The 17,504-nt window shown below is 74.5% G+C and carries 14 protein-coding genes; 2 read left to right on the top strand and 12 right to left on the bottom strand.

What is annotated here, in order from left to right; all coding sequences use genetic code 11:
* Positions 1-431: 431 nt before the first annotated feature.
* The 3 genes from Sya03_RS18735 to Sya03_RS18725 are packed head-to-tail and all read right to left on the bottom strand — an operon-like array spanning position 432 to position 5,411.
* The gene (locus Sya03_RS18735) at positions 432-2,492 is read right to left on the bottom strand and encodes a histidine decarboxylase (protein WP_203939623.1); all 2,061 of its coding nucleotides are present in this window, start codon (positions 2,490-2,492) and stop codon (positions 432-434) included.
* Complete coding sequence (locus Sya03_RS18730) at positions 2,489-3,955, bottom strand: hypothetical protein (protein ID WP_203939622.1); 1,467 nt, start codon at positions 3,953-3,955, stop codon at positions 2,489-2,491. Before Sya03_RS18730 ends, Sya03_RS18735 begins: the two co-directional genes overlap by 4 nt.
* 4 nt (positions 3,956-3,959) lie before the next feature.
* Positions 3,960-5,411: an APC family permease gene (locus Sya03_RS18725; protein WP_203939621.1), complete on the bottom strand. Its 1,452-nt coding sequence runs from the start codon at positions 5,409-5,411 to the stop codon at positions 3,960-3,962.
* 577 nt (positions 5,412-5,988) lie between these two features.
* Here Sya03_RS18725 and Sya03_RS18720 point away from each other — a divergent pair.
* Positions 5,989-7,008 (top strand): TerC/Alx family metal homeostasis membrane protein, encoded by a 1,020-nt coding sequence (locus tag Sya03_RS18720; RefSeq protein WP_203939620.1) that lies wholly within the window; start codon positions 5,989-5,991, stop codon positions 7,006-7,008.
* A gap of 166 nt (positions 7,009-7,174) precedes the next feature.
* On the opposite strand, the gene Sya03_RS18715 is transcribed toward Sya03_RS18720, so the two are convergent.
* From Sya03_RS18715 to Sya03_RS18685, 7 genes are all read right to left on the bottom strand, one after another.
* On the bottom strand, positions 7,175-9,445 hold the full coding sequence (locus Sya03_RS18715; protein WP_203939619.1) for a M4 family metallopeptidase: 2,271 nt from the start codon (positions 9,443-9,445) through the stop codon (positions 7,175-7,177).
* 355 nt (positions 9,446-9,800) lie between these two features.
* Positions 9,801-10,415 carry a hypothetical protein gene (locus Sya03_RS18710; RefSeq protein WP_203939708.1) on the bottom strand — a complete coding sequence of 205 codons (615 nt, stop codon included), beginning with the start codon at positions 10,413-10,415 and terminating at the stop codon, positions 9,801-9,803.
* Between the two features lie 157 nt (positions 10,416-10,572).
* Positions 10,573-11,085, bottom strand: a complete 513-nt coding sequence (locus Sya03_RS18705) for a hypothetical protein (RefSeq protein WP_203939618.1) — start codon at positions 11,083-11,085, stop codon at positions 10,573-10,575.
* 28 nt (positions 11,086-11,113) lie between these two features.
* Positions 11,114-11,482 carry a DoxX family protein gene (locus tag Sya03_RS18700; RefSeq protein WP_203939617.1) on the bottom strand — a complete coding sequence of 123 codons (369 nt, stop codon included), beginning with the start codon at positions 11,480-11,482 and terminating at the stop codon, positions 11,114-11,116.
* Between the two features lie 40 nt (positions 11,483-11,522).
* Positions 11,523-12,608: a winged helix DNA-binding domain-containing protein gene (locus Sya03_RS18695; protein WP_203939616.1), complete on the bottom strand. Its 1,086-nt coding sequence runs from the start codon at positions 12,606-12,608 to the stop codon at positions 11,523-11,525.
* Entirely contained in the window at positions 12,609-14,243 is a 1,635-nt protein-coding gene (pgi, locus tag Sya03_RS18690; protein WP_203939615.1) for a glucose-6-phosphate isomerase, read from the bottom strand.
* Between the two features lie 69 nt (positions 14,244-14,312).
* The gene (locus tag Sya03_RS18685; protein WP_203939614.1) at positions 14,313-15,005 is read right to left on the bottom strand and encodes a spermidine synthase; all 693 of its coding nucleotides are present in this window, start codon (positions 15,003-15,005) and stop codon (positions 14,313-14,315) included.
* 72 nt (positions 15,006-15,077) lie between these two features.
* Here Sya03_RS18685 and Sya03_RS18680 point away from each other — a divergent pair, with 72 nt between their 5' ends.
* Entirely contained in the window at positions 15,078-15,467 is a 390-nt protein-coding gene (locus Sya03_RS18680) for a YchJ family protein (RefSeq protein WP_306891593.1), read from the top strand.
* On the opposite strand, the gene Sya03_RS18675 is transcribed toward Sya03_RS18680, so the two are convergent.
* Positions 15,457-16,569, bottom strand: a complete 1,113-nt coding sequence (locus Sya03_RS18675) for an SGNH/GDSL hydrolase family protein (protein WP_203939612.1) — start codon at positions 16,567-16,569, stop codon at positions 15,457-15,459. The two genes, Sya03_RS18680 and Sya03_RS18675, sit on opposite strands and share 11 nt — an antisense overlap.
* A gap of 1 nt (position 16,570) precedes the next feature.
* Positions 16,571-17,470 (bottom strand): SGNH/GDSL hydrolase family protein, encoded by a 900-nt coding sequence (locus tag Sya03_RS18670; RefSeq protein ID WP_203939611.1) that lies wholly within the window; start codon positions 17,468-17,470, stop codon positions 16,571-16,573.
* Positions 17,471-17,504 lie beyond the last annotated feature (34 nt).

The following is a 17,504-nucleotide window of genomic DNA, read 5'->3' as shown; positions in this document are numbered from 1 at the left end:
GCCAGCCCGCGCGCGTCGCTCACCGCCTCCGGCCTGCGCGGTCATGGTCGCTGCGACCGACCTCGGGCCTTCACTCCCCGCCCGTATCGGTCGCACCGCTCCCCCGGCGCCCGCCGGACCTACCGCTCCCCCGGCGCCCGCCGGACCTGCCGCGCTCCCCCGGCCCCGCCGAGCCCACCGACTCCAGCCCCGCCGGACCAACGTGCCAGGCGCCCTGGACCGATCTGTGCCCGGCCCGCCTCGGAACCGATCGCATTCGGCCGGGCGGAAGCCACCGCCTCCGGCCCGCCCGAGCCGCGGAAGCCGCGTGGTCCGGATAGGCCGGCCGAGCCCGGCCCGGGCCAGACGGAAGCCACCGCTTCCGTGCGGGCCGGGCCGTGGTCGTCCGCGTGGTCCGGGTCGGCTCGGCCGAGCCCGGCCGGCGGCTCCGGTCAGAAGCGGGACGTCATGTGGCGGCGCAGGCCGCGGCGCTTCTCGATGCCCGGTGGGGGCGGCGCCACCGCGCCCGCCGGGGTGATCGCGGCGCGCAGGTCGGCCACGAACGCGTCGATCTGGGCCGCCGTCACGCCCGGCATGCAGACGATGAGGCTGTTGGCGCCGTGGGTGGCCAGCACCCACTTCGCCGTGACCGCCGCCGGCGGCGTCGGGAAGCTCACCGTCAGCGCGTGCCGGTGCCGGTGCGCCGGCCAGCCGATCTCGCGCAGCGCCTCGTGGGCCGCCGCCGCGAGCTGGCGGGCCTGGTCGGCGCGCTGGCGCAGGCCCTCGAGGCCGTGGGTGCGCAGCGCGTACCAGAGCACCAGCGCCGCCAGGCCGCTGCGCGAGTTGGCGACGGTCGTGTCGGGGCTGCCGGTGTACGTCACGAAGCGGGCGTGCGCCTGCCGGTGGCTGTTGCGCACCACCACCACCGCGCACGGCACCGGGGCGCCGAGGAACTTGTGACCCGACGTCACGACGCTGTCCAGGCCGGCCGCGAAGTCGATGGCCGGCCGGTCGTCCGGGTCGAGCAGCGCCAGCGGCAGCCCCGCCAGGGCGGCGTCGCCGTGGATCCACCGGCGGTGCACCGCGCGGCTGTCCAGCACCTGGGTGATCATGGCGACGTCGTCGACGGCCTCCGTCACGGCGGTGCCGATGTTCGCGATGACGATCGCCGGGCGGATGCGGTGCCGGTCCACCTGGTCGGCGAGGTCGTCGTAGTCGATCTCGCCGAGCGCGTCCGCGCGGATCGCCACGGACATCATGCCGAGCCGGCCGATCGCGTTGGTGACGCTGTGGTGTGCGGCCGCCGAGTGGTAGACGACGGCGTCCGGGTGCAGCGTGCGGGCCAGGTGCAGCGCGTACTCGGTGCCCTCGGTGGCGCCGCTGGTCACGTACCCCCAGCGGTCGTCGGCAGGCGCGCCGAACAGGTCGGCGACCGTGTCGACGACCTCGCGCTCCATCGGCTTGGTGTGGATGGGGTACGCGCCGTCGGTGTACGGGTCGCCCAGGTTGTTCAGCATGTAGCGGGCGAAGAACGGGGCGAGCGCGCTGTAGTCGAAGCCGGTCGTCGCCGGGAAGCCGATGTTCGTGGCGGCGGCGCCGTCGAGGCGGCGGCGCAGGGCGTCGAGCTCGGCGGCGGTGTCGGCGCCGAGCCCCGTGACGGCGGCCGGGCCGGTGCCGGCGCCGGGCGTGACGAACGCGTCGCCGTCGTCGAGGCCGGCGACGGCCGGGACGGCGTCGGACGGTCGCAGCACACCGGGCACGCCGGCTTCGGCTGCGGAGGCGCCGCGGGGGTCGCTGGGGAGGTCGCTGACGCCGGAGCCGTTCGCGGCCGGGCCGCTCTGGGCGGAGCCGTTGGCGGCCGTGCCGCCAGAGGCAGCGCCGTTCGCGGCCGAGCCGCCGGAGGCAGCGCCGTTCGCGGCCGGGCCACCGGCGGTAGCGCCGTTCGCGGCCGAGCCGCCGGATGCGGAGCCATTCGCGGCCAGGCCGCCAGAGGCGGCCGCCGGGGCGCCGCCGTTCGCGGCCGCGGGGCTATGCGCGCCGTCGGTGGAGCCGCCCTGGGCGGCACCGCCCACGGCCGCGGGCCCCTCAGAGGCCGAGCCGTTGGCCGGCGCCGAGCCACCGTGGGCAGCACCGCTCACGGCAGCGGGGCCGCCCGGCGCCGCGCCGCCGGCCGCCGGGTTATCGGCCACGAGGGCGGCGGCTTGGGCCGCTGCCTGCCGGGGTACCGGGGCGGGTGCGGTCGGGGCGGCGTTCAGGGGCGTCGCCGTCGGGGCCGCGCCCACGGCCGCCGGGGCCGCCGGGGCCGCGGCGACCGGGACCGGGGACGCGGCGAAGCCGGGGCGGGTGCCGTTGACCGGGGCGTTCGCGCGGGCCGGGACGGCGCCGTTGATGGGCACCGGGGTGGCGCCGGGCGGGCTGCCGAAGGTGGGGGCGTTCGGCGGGGCCGGCTCGGGCGGGGTCTTGTCGCCCTCGCCCCGGGGGCGGCCGGGGCGGGGCAGGCGGCGCAGGCTCACCGGTGGCCGCCGGCGACGACGGCGTCGTGCAGGCCGCGCAGGCGCACCCAGATGTCGTACGTGGCCGGGTCGGCCAGGTCGGCGAGGGAGCGGTCGTAGGTCCAGCGTTGCATGGAGTCGCCCGGGATCTCGTCGAGGCTGTCGGTGGAGCGGACCTCGAAGTGGCCGAAGCGGGACTGCCCGCCGCGGTCCATGAGGATCATCGTGCCGTCGGCGAGCAGGGCGTAGCAGCGGCCCGGGACGTCGATGGAGCCCGCGACCTGCTGGCGGACGTCGGCCCAGCGGCCGGCCGGGGTGTCGAGGCTGGACACGGCGACGCCCATGTAGGTGGCGCCGGGCGTCATGTCCTCCGCGCGGTCGGTGAGGGTGCGGCAGTCGAGGCGGCCGTGCGGCGCGGCGGTGACGACCTGGGTGAGGTCGGCGAGCAGCTGCGGCAGGTCGTCGACCTCGGGGCCGGCGAGGAACAGCCGGGTGGCGGTCTTCAGGGCGTTGCGCGGGGGCTTGCCGCGGGCCGGCTCCGCGTACAGGAACGCGAGGGCGTGCGGGCCGATCGGGTCGCGGTAGCGGCGCTCCCAGGCGTGCTCGGCGTGCCGGAAGTTCATGAACCGGATCCGGCGCACGACCTGGCTGCGCAGGTCGGCGGCCGCCGGGTCGTGGGTGCGGTAGACCGGGTCGGCGTACGGCGACGGCGCCGGCGCGGGGTCGGCGGGCGGGGCGGGCGGCGCGGCCGGTTCGGGGGCGGCGCCCCAGAACCCGGACTGCTCCTGGCGCGGCAGCGGCGGCCGGTAGCCGGGCTGCTGGTACCCGGGCTGGTCGTAGCCGGACTGCTCGTACCCGGGCTGCTCGTAGCCGGACTGCTCGCGCGCGGACGGCTCGTAGCCGGACCGGTCGCGGGCGGGCTGGTCGGGGCCGGCGCCGTAGCCGGGCCGGTCGTAGCCGGCCTGCTCGTACCCGGGCGGGGTGGCGCCGAAGGACGTGCCCTGCGGCGCGGGCGCCGGCGGCGGGGTGGACGGCAGGCGGCGGGTGACCGGCTGCCACTCGCCGGAGGCGGTGGCGGCCCAGTCGCCGGCGGCCTTCGCGCGGACCCACTCGCCGCTGGGCGTCTGCACCCACTCGGGGGTGCCGCTGCCCGCGGGCCGGCCGGCGGGCACGGCGGCGGCCGGGGTCGCGGCGGGGACGGGCGCGGCCGGGGCCGGGGCCGGGGTGCGGGTCGGGGACAGCCACTCGCTGGTGGCGGCGCCGGGCGACGTCCACGACGGCGTCGCGGCGGCGGCCGGGGTCTGGCCGGTGGCGCCGCTCCAGCCCGGTGACGGGCGCAGCTGCGCGGCGATGCTCGGCGGCGGCACGGGGTAGCCGCCGGTGCCGCCGACCGGGCGGGCCGGGTCGTAGCGGTGGCGGGGCCCGGTGGGCGCGGACCAGCCGGAGGTGTCGTCGGCGGCCTGTTCGGAGACGTCGTACGACATCTGCTCAGATCTCCAACTCTGCGAGGCGCTGTTCCGGGGTGGCGAGCGGGTTGGGCTGGCCGTGACCGATGCCGTCGTAGACCTCGCGGTTGCGGCTGCGCAGCACCAGGCCGCCGACGAGGCCGGCGACGGCGGCGAGCGCGATGATCACCGGCAGGATCCACGGCAGCGCCGAGCCGGGGTCGACCCCGAGCAGCGAGTCGAGGTTGAAAACGGTCACGCCGAGGACCGCGAGGCCGAGCAGGCCGCCGACGATCGGGGCGATGCGCCGGGTGAGGACGCTCTCGCCGGCGCCGCCGCCACGGGCGAAGAAGACGAACGACGCGACGGCCGTGGTGATGAGCAGGACCAGCACGCCGATGGCGGCGCCGGTGGCGAGCCAGGTGAACATGGCCATCGGGTCGACGCCCAGGACGACGGTGAGCAGCACGACGACGATCGCGGCCGCGGACTGCAGCAGCGAGCCGGCCGTCGGGGCGCCGCCGTGCACGCCGCTGCCGATGCGGGCGAGGCTGACGGGCAGCACCTGCTCGCGGGCCATGCCGAAGACGTAGCGGGCGACGCCGTTGTGGAAGCTGAGCATCGCCGCGAGGATGCTGCTGATCAGCAGCAGGGTGGCGATCCAGACCATCGGGTTGCCGTAGTGCTCCTTGAGCACCGTCATCGGCAGGTCCGGGTCGGCGTTGGCGGCGGCGGAGACATTCGCGGGGCCGACGGCCACGGCGAGCGCCCACGAGCTGAGGGCGTAGAACACGCCGACGAAGGCGAGCGCACCGAACGTCGCGGCGGTCACCGAGCGGCTGCTGCGGGCCTCCTCGGCGTACGCGGGGCCGGACTCGTACCCCACGAACGCGGCGATGCCGAGGGCGAGCACGCCGCCCAGGCCGTCCACGACGAGGTTGTCGAAGGCGAGCGGCGCGGCGCTGATGCTGCCCCCGGCGGGGTTGCCGAACGCGGCCAGGTCGAGCAGGACGACGACGGCGATCTCGGCGAGCAGCGCCCAGGCGAAGAACGTGGCGTTGATGTCGACGCGCAGCACGCCGAGGACGCCGACGGTGACCCAGGCCAGGGCGGCGCACACCCACCAGGGCAGGCCGGTGAGGCCGGCGACGGTGTAGCCGAACAGGCCGTACAGCGACCACTGGATGGCGTTGTAGGACAGCAGCGCGACCGCGCCGGACGCGACGCCGGCGGCGCCGCCCAGGCCGCGGGCGCTGAGCCCGTAGAAGATCGCGGGGTGCGGGACGTACCGGCTCATCGCCACGTAGCTGAGGGTCAGCGGCAGCAGCGCCACCGCCAGCACGAGGAAGCTCAGCGGCACACCGACGACGCCGGTGGCGGCGTACGTCGCCACCACGGAACCCGCCAGCACCGTCAGGGGGGCCGACGCTCCGACCTGGAACAGCCAGAGCGAGATGCCGCCCACCGACTTGCGGGCGAGGCTGATCTGTGTCATCTCCACACTTCCACACGCACCGCCGCACGGGCGGTTACCGACACTCCGTTGAGGACCACGCCGTCCGGGTGCGTGCCGCAGCTCAAGGTCACGGCCGGCGACACGCCGACTACCATACAGACATCCTGTTTGGACGAAAGCCCGGATGGTGAGCGGTCCTCAGCATCATTCCGCCCCTGGTCACGATGGGTGATGAGCGGCCGGGAACGCCCTCGGGACAAGATCACGCTGGGTGTCCGGCAGTGTCACCCGTCGATGGTCCTGCCGCCCGCGGTGATCAGGCCCGACGGCCTGCCATGACATCCGTCGAACCCCCGGAACCGGTGTCGCACCGTGACGGCCGGCCGCCGGGGCGAGCACGAGGCGTGTTTCCCGGAATTTCCGTCACGCCTGCCCTCCGGGACGGCCCACCCTGCCCTGCGGTCCTTACCGCCCCGCCCCCGCCACCAGGGCCGGCCTGCGTCGTTCCGCCCACCGCGGCTCCTCCGAACGGCCGATCGGCGCCCCGTCGCCGATTACGCTGGCCGGGATCCGGCACCTTCCCGCCGGCACCGCCTCACCAGCGAGGAGCAGGCCCATGCCGGACGAGCTTCAGGTCACCGGACTCGGCTGGGCGCTCACGATCGGCGTGGTGCTGGCGCTGTTCGCACTCGACCTCGTCGTCGGCACCGTCCGCCCGCACCACGTCGGGTTCCGCGAGGCCACCGCCTGGTCGGTGTTCTACATCGCGGTGGCGCTGGCGTTCGGCGTGGTCTTCGGCTCCGTGTACGGCTGGACCTGGGGCACCGAGTACTTCGCCGGCTACATCGTCGAGAAGAGCCTGTCGGTCGACAACCTGTTCGTCTTCGTCATCATCATGGCGACGTTCGCGGTGCCCGACGAGCACCAGCAGAAGGTGCTGACGTTCGGCATCCTCATCGCGCTGGTGCTGCGCGCCATCTTCATCGCGCTCGGCGCGACACTGCTGAGCCTGTTCTCGTTCATGTTCCTGCTGTTCGGCCTCCTGCTGATCTGGACGGCGGTCCAGCTGTTCCGGCACCGCGACGAGGACCCCGACGTCGAGGACAACGCCCTCGTCAAGGCCACCCGCCGGGTGCTGCCGGTGACCGACGACTACGTGGGCGGCAAACTCCTCACCCACGCCGACGGCCGGCGCGTGGTCACCCCGCTGTTCATCGTGCTCATCGCCATCGGCAGCACCGACCTGCTGTTCGCGCTCGACTCCATCCCGGCGGTGTTCGGCGTGACGGAGGAGGCGTTCATCGTCTTCGCGGCGAACGCGTTCGCGCTGCTGGGGTTGCGGGCCCTGTTCTTCCTCGTGAAGGGCCTGCTCGACCGGCTCGTGTACCTGTCGGCGGGGCTGGCGCTGATCCTGGCCTTCATCGGCGTGAAGCTGGTGCTGCACTGGGCGCACGGCATCTGGCCGGCGGTGCCGGAGATCGAGACGCCGTTCTCGCTAGGCTTCATCCTGGTGGTCCTGGTGGTCACGACGGTCGCCAGCCTGATCAAGGTGCGGCGGGACCCGACGGCTACGGCGCACGCGGGGAACGTGCGGGCGCGGCGGCCGCGGGAGGAGCGGCCGGCGGGCGACCGCTGACGGATCCGACGTGGGACTGGACAGGATCAGTTAACAGTCTTAATAATTGGTCCACGTCGACCCGCCCCCCGCTCGTGGCTCGCCGCCTTCCTCGGCGACGGGCCACACGACGCCGCGAGGGGCCCGCGGCAGGTACGCCGCGGGCCCCTCGTCGGGTGCCGTCCGGTCAGAGCGTCAGCGACCAGCTGTCGATGTAACCGGTGTCGCCGCTGTATACGTCGCGCACCGACAGCCGCCAGGTGCCGTCCGCCTTGTGCTTCTTCAGATCGACGGTGTAGGTCGCGTTGACATTCGCGTCGCTGTCCTCGGGACCGTTTCGCTTGAGCCTGTACTTGACGGCGTCGGGCGCGATCAACTCGATGACCACGTCACCGCGGTACGGGTGCACCACCGACACCTTGACGACCGATTCCTTGGACGGGGCGCGCTCACAGCCGATCAGGGTGATCGCGCTTTCCACCGCCTGCATCGCGTCCGCATCCGGGATCTCGAGGTCCTGATCGTTCGTGGCGGAACAGCCGGTGGCCTTGGCGACGACGAGGTTGAACGTCACCGAGACATCTCGCACGCCACTGCCGACGACCGTCACCGGGTAGGTGCCGAGCGGGGTGTCGGGTGCCGTGGTGACCGTCATGGTCGCCGGTTGACCCGACTTCACCCACGGCGGGCTGAACGCCGCCGTCGCACCGGCGGGCAGACCCTCCGCCTTGAGCCGGACGGACTGCACCTTGCCTGCTGTCGTCGTCGTCCTCACGGCAGCCGTGACGGCGCCGCCGGCGCCGACCGTGGCCCGGTCCGGCGACACGGTCACCGCAAACCTGGCGGCTGTGTCGGAGACGCAACCCGGCTCCTCCGGGCCTGCCGGAACCTGTACGGCGTCCCACGCGGCCTTGATGGTCGCGTACGCGGCGCAGTTGGCGTCCACGGCCGCGTGCAGCGTCCCTTCCCGCACGTCCACGTGCGTCCAGGATCCGGACCTGGACAGCAGGGCGTTGTAGAAGATCTCGCCCGCCTTTTCGATGCCGATGCCGGAGACCCGGGAGCCGTCACAGGTCGGGCTGAAGGAGTCCGCGGCACCGCTGGAACCCTCGGCGGCCAGCACGAACCAGTGGTTCAGCAGACCGGCTCCTAAATGGGGCTTGGCGAACGTCCCGCGCTCGTTCCAGCATTGAACGTGGCCCGGGAGCTTCTTGGGCTCGTTCATGTAGCGGATCGGGCCATCGCCCTTGAGGTCCACCTCCTCGCCGACCTGGTAGTCCGGGTCGTCATCCGGGTGGTCGGCGGCCTTCTCGGCCAGGGCGCCGAAGATGTCACTGCTGGCCTCGTTGATGGCCTTGTCCTCGTTGGTGTAGCTCAGTCCGCCGTGAACCGAGTAAATGGCGTGGGCGAGCTCGTGTGCCACGATGTCGATGGACGTCACCTGCTCGCCCTTGTCGGTGTGGCCGAGCGTCACGGACGAGCCGTCCCAGTAGGCGTTCACGTCGTTGAGGGCCACGAAGATCGGTGGCGTCGTCCCGTTGCCCAGCACGCCTTGCCGCTTGCCGAACGCCTCGGTCTTCAACATGTCCACGAAGGTCTGCGCTCCGTACAGCGCGTCGACGCACGCCCTCTCGTGGACCTCGCTGCCCGCGCCTCCCCAGACGTCGTCACTGCTGGTGAGGCTGGGGATGAGCTCCGCTGCAGTCTTGTCCACCCACTTGCCGCACCGCAGGCCGGGGCGCGCCGGGTCGGCCATCACGTACCGGGAACCGGACTTCGTCGTGTTGATCTGCACCGCTCCGTACCGCGAACCGGTGGCCGTGGCATGCATGATCTCGTCGAAGGACCCGATCACCGCGCCGGACTCCGCGTCCACCCACACGTGCAGCCTGCTCGTGTCGCCGGCCTTGCCGGCGCCGTCGACGACCGCTTCCCAGGCGAGCCTGGGGGTGTCGCCCTGGGCGTGCACCACCAGCTCCGGCTCGGAGGCCTCCGTCACGGTCGCCAGCTGCTTGCGTGCCGTGGCCAGGGCATCCTCGCGGGAGACCCGCGGCTTCGTGTCCACGGTCACCGGGGTCGGCTGGACCACCGACAGGCGCGTCACCGCGCCGTCGGCATCGGTCACGACCACCACGTCACCGCCGATGACCGGCAGCCCCTCATGGGTCCGGGCGTACCGCACGTAATGCGTGCCACGCGGTCCCTCCGTGATGCCCGTACGGGTCAGGCTGTCGCCGGCGGCGCGGCGCAGTGCCTCGCTCGACGCCGGGGCGGCGACGGCCGCGTCCGCGTTCGCGGCCGCCGTCTCGGCCGGGGTCGCCGGAGCGGACGGCGCGGCGGCAGGCGTGGAGGGGGCCTGCTGCTCGGCGCTGGCCGGCAGGGCGGCGGCGGCCGCCGCCGCCAGGGCGCCGGTTGCCGCTACCGCGACCGCTGCGCGGGTCAGGATGGTTCGTTGCACTCTCGGTCTCCTTCCCTCGCCCGGGGTGGGGAGCGAGGTCAGTGGGGGTCGCGGAGTAGGGCCGGCGCCGGGACGGGCGCCGGTGGGCCGCCGGTGACGGTCACCGGGGGTGGTCGGCGGCGCGGTCACCTCCCGCCGTGCGGGCCGGCGGGCGGGCAGGGTGGGGTGCGCGGCCGGGCGTACCCGGTGGCGTCGTGAAGCTCATCGGCGGCTGCAGCGCCATCTCCCCTGCTCGGCTGGCGGTCCCGGGCCAGCCTAGGGATAGCTGGAACAGCCATCAATGGGCCGCGAGTCCCACGCGCATCATCCACGCGGCCGACCCGGTGTGTGATCCGTTACCTACCGGAGGTAAGCGTCAGTTGTCCGATGTGTCCGCGGGCGGCAGGGCGTCGAGGAGCGCGTCGAGCAGCGCCGGGTCCTCGCGGCGGGCGCGCGGGTCCGTCGCCGGGGCGCCGTCCGGCGGCAGGTGCCACCGGGTACGGCCGGGCGACAGGCGGTCCAGGGTCGCGTACCACTCGCGCAGGCCCGCGGCCAGCCGCACGTGCCGCTCGAAGTTCCGCCGGGTGCGGGTGCGGTCGGCTTCCCGGCGGCGGCGCAGCTCCGGCTCCGGCGGCACCGACACCAGGTACAGGTCGGCGAAGCCGAGCCGGCCGGCGGCGACGGCGGACCGGTGCGCGGCCACCTCCCGGTCCCACAGGCGGCGGTCGCCGAGGCCGGCGCGCAGCATCGACCACGTGTAGTGCAGCTTGAGCGGGTCGTCGTCGCAGACGGCGAGGCCGCCGCGCCGCTCCAGGTCGCGGGCCGCCGCCCACCGGTCGCAGCCGGCGGCGCACCAGTACACGGCCTGCGCGGCCGGGTCCGCCGGCTCGGCGCCGGCCGGCGCGTGCTCGGGCACGGTCTGGGCGGGGTGGTGCCGGCGGCACCAGGTGGTCTTGCCGGCGGCGCTCGGCCCGGTGACGACGACGATCATCGCGACCCGGCGCCGTCCGCGCCTCCCGCGCCGGACGCAACCGACGCAAACGCAACAGGCCCGACCGGCGCGACCGACGCAAACGCAACAGGCCCGACCGGCGCGACCGGCGCGACCGCAACAGGCCCGACCGGCGAGACCGGCGCGACGGCGGCGGTCACCGCGGGCGGGTGGTGATCGTGAAGACGCCGGTGCGGCGGTCGATGCGGAGCTCGTCGCGGGCCCAGGAGTGGTCGCAGCTCAGCCACTGCCGGCCGTCCGGGGTGATCCGGACCTCGAGGCGTGGGAGCCGGGCGTCGAGGAGCGGTCCGCGCAGCAGATCGGCCGCCATCTGCTCGGCGCGGGCCCGGGGCACCCGGGCCGGGCGGGCGCGGTAGCCGAGCAGGCGGTCCACCCAGGCGGCGTAGCCGCGGGTGCGCTCGTCGGGGGACGCGGCGGCGATGCCGGCGGCCGCCCGCAGGGCCGGGTAGGTGTCCGCCCGGTCGTGGCCGACGACGTGTCGGGTGTAGCTCTCAGGAAGGTGGTCGCGCTTCGGGTAGCCGGGCCGCCCCGCGGCCGCGACGAGCAGCGGCAGGCCCTCGCTCGTCTGGAGCAGGCCCTCCTCGCCCGAGTCGTCGAGGACGGCGTCGGGATCGTAGTCCCAGGCGTCGTCGTCGAAAGGCCAGAGCACGGCCGACAGCCTACGGAAGGGCGCCCGCTCACAGCTGCCCCGTGCGGCCCACCGCGACGGTCAGCGCCAGCGCGAACAGCACCGCGTTCACCGCGACAGCGCGGGGTTCGCGCAGGCGGGTGTGGGCGTACGCGGCGCCCAGCATCACCACGCACAGCCCGGCGGCGGCCAGCGGGGTGAGGGCCGGGGCGACGCCGGTGGCCCAGGGCAGCAGCAGGCCGGCGGCGGCGAGCAGTTCGCAGGCCGCGGTGAGGCGGACGACCGGCATCGGGTACACGGCGATGCCGGTCTGGCCGGAGGCGATGAGCCGCTGCCGGCTCCAGCTGATCTTGGTGGTGCCGGAGCCGAGGAAGACGGCGGCGAGCAGGGCCTGCAGGACCCACAACAGGGTGTTCATGCCCGGTGGACGAGGCGGCGCGGCCGATCGTGACGGGCGGTCAGGGCCAGCGGACGCGGCCCGGCAGGCCCAGGTACGCCGCGTACGGCTCGAACGCCGCCTCGACCCGGGCGCGGCCGGCGCCGTCGAGCGGGGTCAGCGGGCGCACGTCGACGGTGACGGCCTTCGCGGTGACGGTGCGTCTCCAGGTGGCGGCGACCCGGCCGGCGAGCACGACGGTGGGCTGGAAGACGCCGTTGTTGCCGGGGACGATGGCCTGCTTGTGCGCGTCGTCGAGCATCAGCGAGCGGTCCTTGTAGCCCAGCAGGTACTCGTCGAAGCCGGGCAGCACCAGCACCGGCGGGACGTCCGCGTCGAGGGCGTCGGACGCCACGATCATCTCGGTGCCGTCGACGGTGACCGTGGTGAGCGCGTCGCCGGCGGCGGCCACGCCCCGGCGCACCTCGGCGATCTTCAGGCCGGCCCAGCGGCCCAGGTCGGCGCGGGTGGCGGGGCCGTGGCTGCGGTAGTAGCGCAGCGTCAGCGTCGCCAGGGCCTCGTCCGGGGTCGGGGTGGCCTGGTCGGGGGCCCAGTCGGACAGCAGCGCGAACGTCTGCTCCTTGCCCGCGTTCGGGGCGATGCAGGCGACGCCGCGCTGGCTGGCGTACCAGAGCATGTGGTAGCCGATCTGGCCGCTCGCGGTGATGCCGGCGTCGGCGAGGACCTGCACGCACTCGGCCCGGGTGAGCCGGCGGCCCGCCAGGGCCGCGGCGAGCACCTCGACGCCGCGGTCGGCCATCGCCTCGGTCAGGCCGAGGGTGGCGCGGCGGGACGCGACGCCCGCCAGGGCACGCTCGCCGGTGAGGGCGAGCAGCCAGCGGGCGTCGCGGCACGGGACGAGGTGGACGGTGCCGCGCATCGGCCAGGTGCGCAGGGCCTCGCGGCGTTCCAGCGCCTCGTGGACGCCCGCGGCCGTCGTGCCGGGCAGGCGCAGGCCGAGCGACCACATGACGCTGGCCAGGTCCTGGCCCTGCATGGCGCCGAACCATTCGACGACCCCGGCGACGGTGGTGTGCCGGGGCGGGCCGGCGAGCAGCAGGCTGCCCAGTCGCAGGCGCAGCGCGCCGGCCGCCGTCAGATCGGCCATTCAGGAGCGGCCGCGCTGCGCCCGGTAGCGGGCGATCAGGGCGTTGGTGGACGAGTCCTGGTCGCCGGCCGGCGCCTCGTCCTGGGTGAGCAGCGGGGCGAGCTGGTTGGCCATCACCTTGCCGAGCTCGACGCCCCACTGGTCGAACGGGTTGATGTCCCAGATGACGCCGCAGGTGAACGTGATGTGCTCGTACAGGGCGACGAGCTGGCCCAGCGTCGCCGGCGTCAGCTCGGGCGCGATGATCGTGGTGGTGGGGTGGTTGCCCGGCATCACCTTGTGCGGCACCACGTCGGCGGCCACGCCCTCGGCCTCGACCTGCTCGCGGGTGCGGCCGAAGGCCAGCGCGGCGGTCTGGGCGAAGAAGTTCGACATGAACAGGTCGTGCATGCTGCCCGTGTCGTGGTTGGGCCGGCTGAAGCCGATGAAGTCGGCCGGGATCAGCTTCGTGCCCTGGTGGATGAGCTGGTAGAAGGCGTGCTGGCCGTTGGTGCCCGGCTCGCCCCAGAAGATCTCGCCGGTCTGGTGGTCGACGGGGGTGCCGTCGAGGGTCACCGACTTGCCGTTGCTCTCCATCGTGAGCTGCTGCAGGTAGGCGGCGAACCGGTGCAGGTACTGCGAGTACGGCAGCACGGCGTGGGTCTGCGCGCCGAGGAAGTCGTTGTACCAGACGTTGAGCAGCCCCAGCGTGGCCGGCACGTTGGACTCCAGCGGCGCGGTGCGGAAGTGCTCGTCGACGGTGTGGTAGCCGCTGAGCAGTTCGCGGAAGCGCTCCGGGCCGATCGCGACCATGACGGACAGGCCGACGGCGGACGGCAGCGAGTAGCGCCCGCCCACCCAGTCCCAGAAGCCGAACATGTTGTCGGTGTCGATGCCGAAGTCGGCGACCCGCGACGCGTTGGTGGACACGGCCACGAAGTGCTTCGCCACGGCCGCGGCGTCGCCGCCCAGGCCGGCGAGCAGCCAGTTGCGCGCCTCGGTGGCGTTGGTCAGCGTCTCCTGGGTGGAGAACGTCTTGCTCACGATCACGAACAGGGTGGTGGCCGGGTCGAGGTCACGCGTCTTGTCGTACAGGTCCGTCGGGTCGATGTTGGACACGAACCGGCAGGTCAGCTCGTCGGTCTTGTAGGACTTCAAGGCCTCGTACGCCATCACCGGGCCGAGGTCGGAGCCGCCGATGCCGATGTTGACGACGGTGCGGATGCGCTCGCCGGTGTGCCCGCGCCACTCCCCCGACCGGACCCGCTCGCTGAACGCCGCCATCCGGTCGAGCACCTGGTGCACGTCGGCGACGACGTCCTGGCCGTCGACGACCAGGTCGGCGTCGCGCGGCAGCCGCAGCGCGGTGTGCAGCACGGCCCGGTCCTCGGAGCGGTTGATGTGCTCGCCCGAGAACATCGCGGCGATGCGGCCGGTGAGGCCCGCCTTGCCGGCCAGGGCGCGCAGCAGCCCCAGCGTCTCGTCGGTGACCAGGTGCTTGCTGTAGTCGACGTACAGGTCGCCGGCCTGGGCCGACAGCCGCTCGCCGCGGCCCGCGTCGCCCGCGAAGAGGTCCCGCAGGTGGCTGTGGCGGATCTTCTCCGCGTGCGCGGTCAGCGCCTGCCACTCCGAGCTGCGCGAGATCTGTGCGCCCATCACCGTGCTCCCGTCGTCGTCACCGGACGCTGACCATCCTGGCACGGATGCCCCCGCCGCGCCGTGAAGTCAGCGCCGGTTCGCCACGTAGACGGTGTTGCTCGCCGGGCCGTCGTGCAGCGGGCTGCGGAACGCCACCACGTGGGCCCGCACCCCGTCGAACACCTCGGCCAGGACCTGCTCGAACGCGGCGTCGGGGGCCTCGTCGGACCACAGCGCGAACACCCCGCCGGGACGCAGCAGCGCCGCCACCCGGCTGAGCCCGGCCACGGTGTAGAAGGCGGCGTTGGGCGCGTGCAGCACCTGCCGCGGCGAGTGGTCGATGTCGACGAGGATCGCGTCGTGCGGGCCGGTGCCGCCGCGCTCCACCAGCGCGAAGAAGTCGTCGTGGCGCAGCTCGGCGCGCGGGTCGCCGGTGAGCTCGGCGGCGTGCGGCAGCAGCCCGCGCCGGTGCCAGTCGATGACCGGCGCGAGGGCCTCCACCACGGTCAGCCGGGCCACCCGCGGGTCGGCGAGCGCCGCCCGGGCGGTGTAGCCGAGGCCGAGGCCGCCGACGACCACGTCGAGGGCGTCGCCGGGCGTGGCGGCCAGGCCGAGGGTGGCGAGGGCCTCCTCGGCGACGGTGAACAGGCTCGACATCAGGTACTCGTCGTCCAGCTTCACCTCGTACACGTCGACGCCGAGGCCGGGGTCGCGGCGCCGCCGCAGGCTGATCGCCCCGATCGGTGTCTCGACCCAGTCCAGTTCCTCGAAGCGCGCCATCGGGCCATCCTGCCGGGTCGGCGCGCCGCGGCCCGGTCCGGCCCGCCGGGCGGGCCGTGGACAATGGCGGCGATGGACGACGGCGCGCGGTGCCCCTGCGGCACCGGACACACCTACGGCGACTGCTGCGGCCCCCTGCACCGGGGCGCGGCCCGGGCGCCCACCGCGGAGGCGCTGATGCGCTCCCGGTTCTCGGCGTTCGCGGCCGGCGAGACCGCGTACCTGCTGGCCACCTGGCACCCGCGGACCCGGCCGGCGGACCTCGGCCTGGACCCGGACCAGCGCTGGCTGCGCCTCGACGTGCTGGCCACCGGCGCGGGCGGGCCGTTCGACGACGCGGGCACGGTGGAGTTCGCCGCCCACTACCGCCGCGCCGGCCGGCGCGGCACCCAGCGCGAGCTGAGCCGGTTCGCCCGGGTGGGCGGGGCGTGGGTGTACGTCGACGGCGAGGTCAGCGGCTGACCCAGGCGGTCACCCAGCGGTACCGGGTGACCTTCCGCTTCTTCACCTTGACGGTGTACGCCTGGCGCACCGGCCGCAGCGTCTGCCACTCGTAGGTGACGGCGGTGATCCCCACCCGGCCGGGCGTCTTCACCGGGCGCAGGTGCCACCACCGGCAGTCGGGGCCGGCGGTGGTGGCGTGGCACAGCCACGCCTGCTTCGCCTGGTACGGGTTGACCCCGGCGGGCCAGGGGGTGTCCGTGGTGTTCAGCACCGGCTCCAGCGCCCGGTACAGGTTCCACGCCATCTTGGCGTACCCGGCGTCGTTGGGGTGCAGGTTGTCGGTGAGGGCGAGGCCGTCGACGCTGCGCTGGTCGACCAGGTGGACGCGGTCGCCCGCGGCCGCGGCGATCGCCGGGACGGCCGCGTTGTAGGCGTCGATGCGGCGCTGCTCGGCGGCGTTCTTCGCGCCGGGCAGCCGGGACAGGAACACCCGGGCGGCGGGGCGGGCGGCGAGGATCCGGTCGACGAGAGCGGCGAGCCGGGCCGGGGCGCCGACGGCGCCCGCGGCGGTGCGCAGGTCGTTCGTGCCGATCTGGAGCAGCACCACGTCGGGCTCGGCGGCGGCCAGCCACCCGTCGGCGCGGGCGGCGACCTGCGCGACGGTCCAGCCCGGGTGGCCCTCGTGGTCGGGGTCGGGGCCGGTCCCGTGGCGGGCGGAGCCGACCAGGTCGACGGCGAGCCCGGCGCCGGTGAGGCGCTGGTACAGGTCGGCGCGGAAGCCGTCGGTGGTCGACGAGGTGTAGCCGTAGGTGATGGAGTCGCCGAGCGGCATGATCCGCAGCGGGCCCGGCGCGGGCGTGGGGGCCGGCGTCTCGACGGGCGGCTCCGTTTCCGCCGGCGGCTGCGTCTCGGCCGGGGTCTCGGTCGGGATCTCGGTCGGGATCTCGGTCGGGATCTCGGTCGGGATCTCGGTCGGGATCTCAACCGGCGGCGGCGTTTCGGCCGGGGTCTCCGTGGGGGCCGGCGGGTCGGCCGGGTGGTCGTCGGCGGTGGCCGTGCCGGGGGCGGTGGCGAGCAGCGCGCAGGCCAGCGCCGCCGCGGTCAGCAGGCGGGCGCGCACGTCAGGCGCCGGACAGCTCGTACGTGGCGGCGAGCGCCGCGTACAGGTTGTCGGCCATCTGGGCGTAGCCCGCGTCGTTGGGGTGCAGAGCGTCCTTGAGCATGGTGCCGCTGACCTCGGACTGGTCGACGAGGTGCAGCCAGGACCCCTTGCCGGAGATGACGGCGGGCATGGCGGCGTTGTAGGCCGTGATCCGGTTGTTCACCACGGCGTCGGAGGAGCCGACGATCTGCTGCAGGTAGACCTGCGCGGTCGGCCGGGCCGCGTGGATGGCGTCGACGAGCGCCTCCAGGCGGTCGGGGGCGCCGGCGACGGACAGGTTCTTGTTCATGTCGTTGGTGCCGATGTGCAGCAGCACGACGTCGGGCTGCTGGGCGGCGAGCCAGCCGTCGACCTTGGCGGTGACCTGGGCGATGGTCCAGCCGTTGTGGCCCTCGTTCTCGGTGTCGGGGCCGCTGCCGGACTTCACCGAGCCGACGAAGTCGACGGCGAGGCCGGCGTTGACCAGCTTGCGGCGCAGGCCGGTGCGGTAGGAGCCGGAGGACTGCGAGCCGACGCCGTAGGTGATGGAGTCGCCGAGCGCCATGATCTTCACCGGGGCGGCGGCGCTCGCGGTGGGGACGGCGGTGGCGGTGCCGGCGGGGCGGGCCGTGGAGGTGCGCACGGGGGTGGCGGCGATCGGGCCGGCCGTGGGCAGGCCGGTGGCCGTGGGGCCGGCCGGCGGGGCCGCGGACGGGCCGTCGCCGGTCTGCACGCTGACCCACGACGACGGGGCGGGCGCGGGGGCGACCGCGGCGGCCGGGGTCGTCGCCGCGCCCGTGGGCATGGTGACGACGAAGTAGGTGCCGACGCTGGCGGCGACACCCGCGGCGAGGACGAGCAGCCCGACGGTCCTGTTCACGTCCTACTCGTCGTACGCGACCGCCCCCGGCGTG

Source organism: Spirilliplanes yamanashiensis, assembly GCF_016863475.1.
Lineage (GTDB): Bacteria > Actinomycetota > Actinomycetes > Mycobacteriales > Micromonosporaceae > Spirilliplanes > Spirilliplanes yamanashiensis.
This window is presented reverse-complemented; position numbering and strand designations above follow the sequence as displayed.

Bases quoted from the DNA above. Each gene is read 5' to 3' on its own strand.
- Sya03_RS18680 (WP_306891593.1), top strand. From the start codon at position 15,078: ATGGACGACGGCGCGCGGTGCCCCTGCGGCACCGGACACACCTACGGC.
- Sya03_RS18695 (WP_203939616.1), bottom strand. From the start codon at position 12,608: ATGGCCGATCTGACGGCGGCCGGCGCGCTGCGCCTGCGACTGGGCAGC.
- Sya03_RS18720 (WP_203939620.1), top strand. From the start codon at position 5,989: ATGCCGGACGAGCTTCAGGTCACCGGACTCGGCTGGGCGCTCACGATC.
- Sya03_RS18730 (WP_203939622.1), bottom strand. From the start codon at position 3,955: ATGTCGTACGACGTCTCCGAACAGGCCGCCGACGACACCTCCGGCTGG.
- pgi (WP_203939615.1), bottom strand. From the start codon at position 14,243: ATGGGCGCACAGATCTCGCGCAGCTCGGAGTGGCAGGCGCTGACCGCG.
- Sya03_RS18725 (WP_203939621.1), bottom strand. From the start codon at position 5,411: ATGACACAGATCAGCCTCGCCCGCAAGTCGGTGGGCGGCATCTCGCTC.
- Sya03_RS18710 (WP_203939708.1), bottom strand. From the start codon at position 10,415: ATGATCGTCGTCGTCACCGGGCCGAGCGCCGCCGGCAAGACCACCTGG.
- Sya03_RS18685 (WP_203939614.1), bottom strand. From the start codon at position 15,005: ATGGCGCGCTTCGAGGAACTGGACTGGGTCGAGACACCGATCGGGGCG.
- Sya03_RS18700 (WP_203939617.1), bottom strand. From the start codon at position 11,482: ATGAACACCCTGTTGTGGGTCCTGCAGGCCCTGCTCGCCGCCGTCTTC.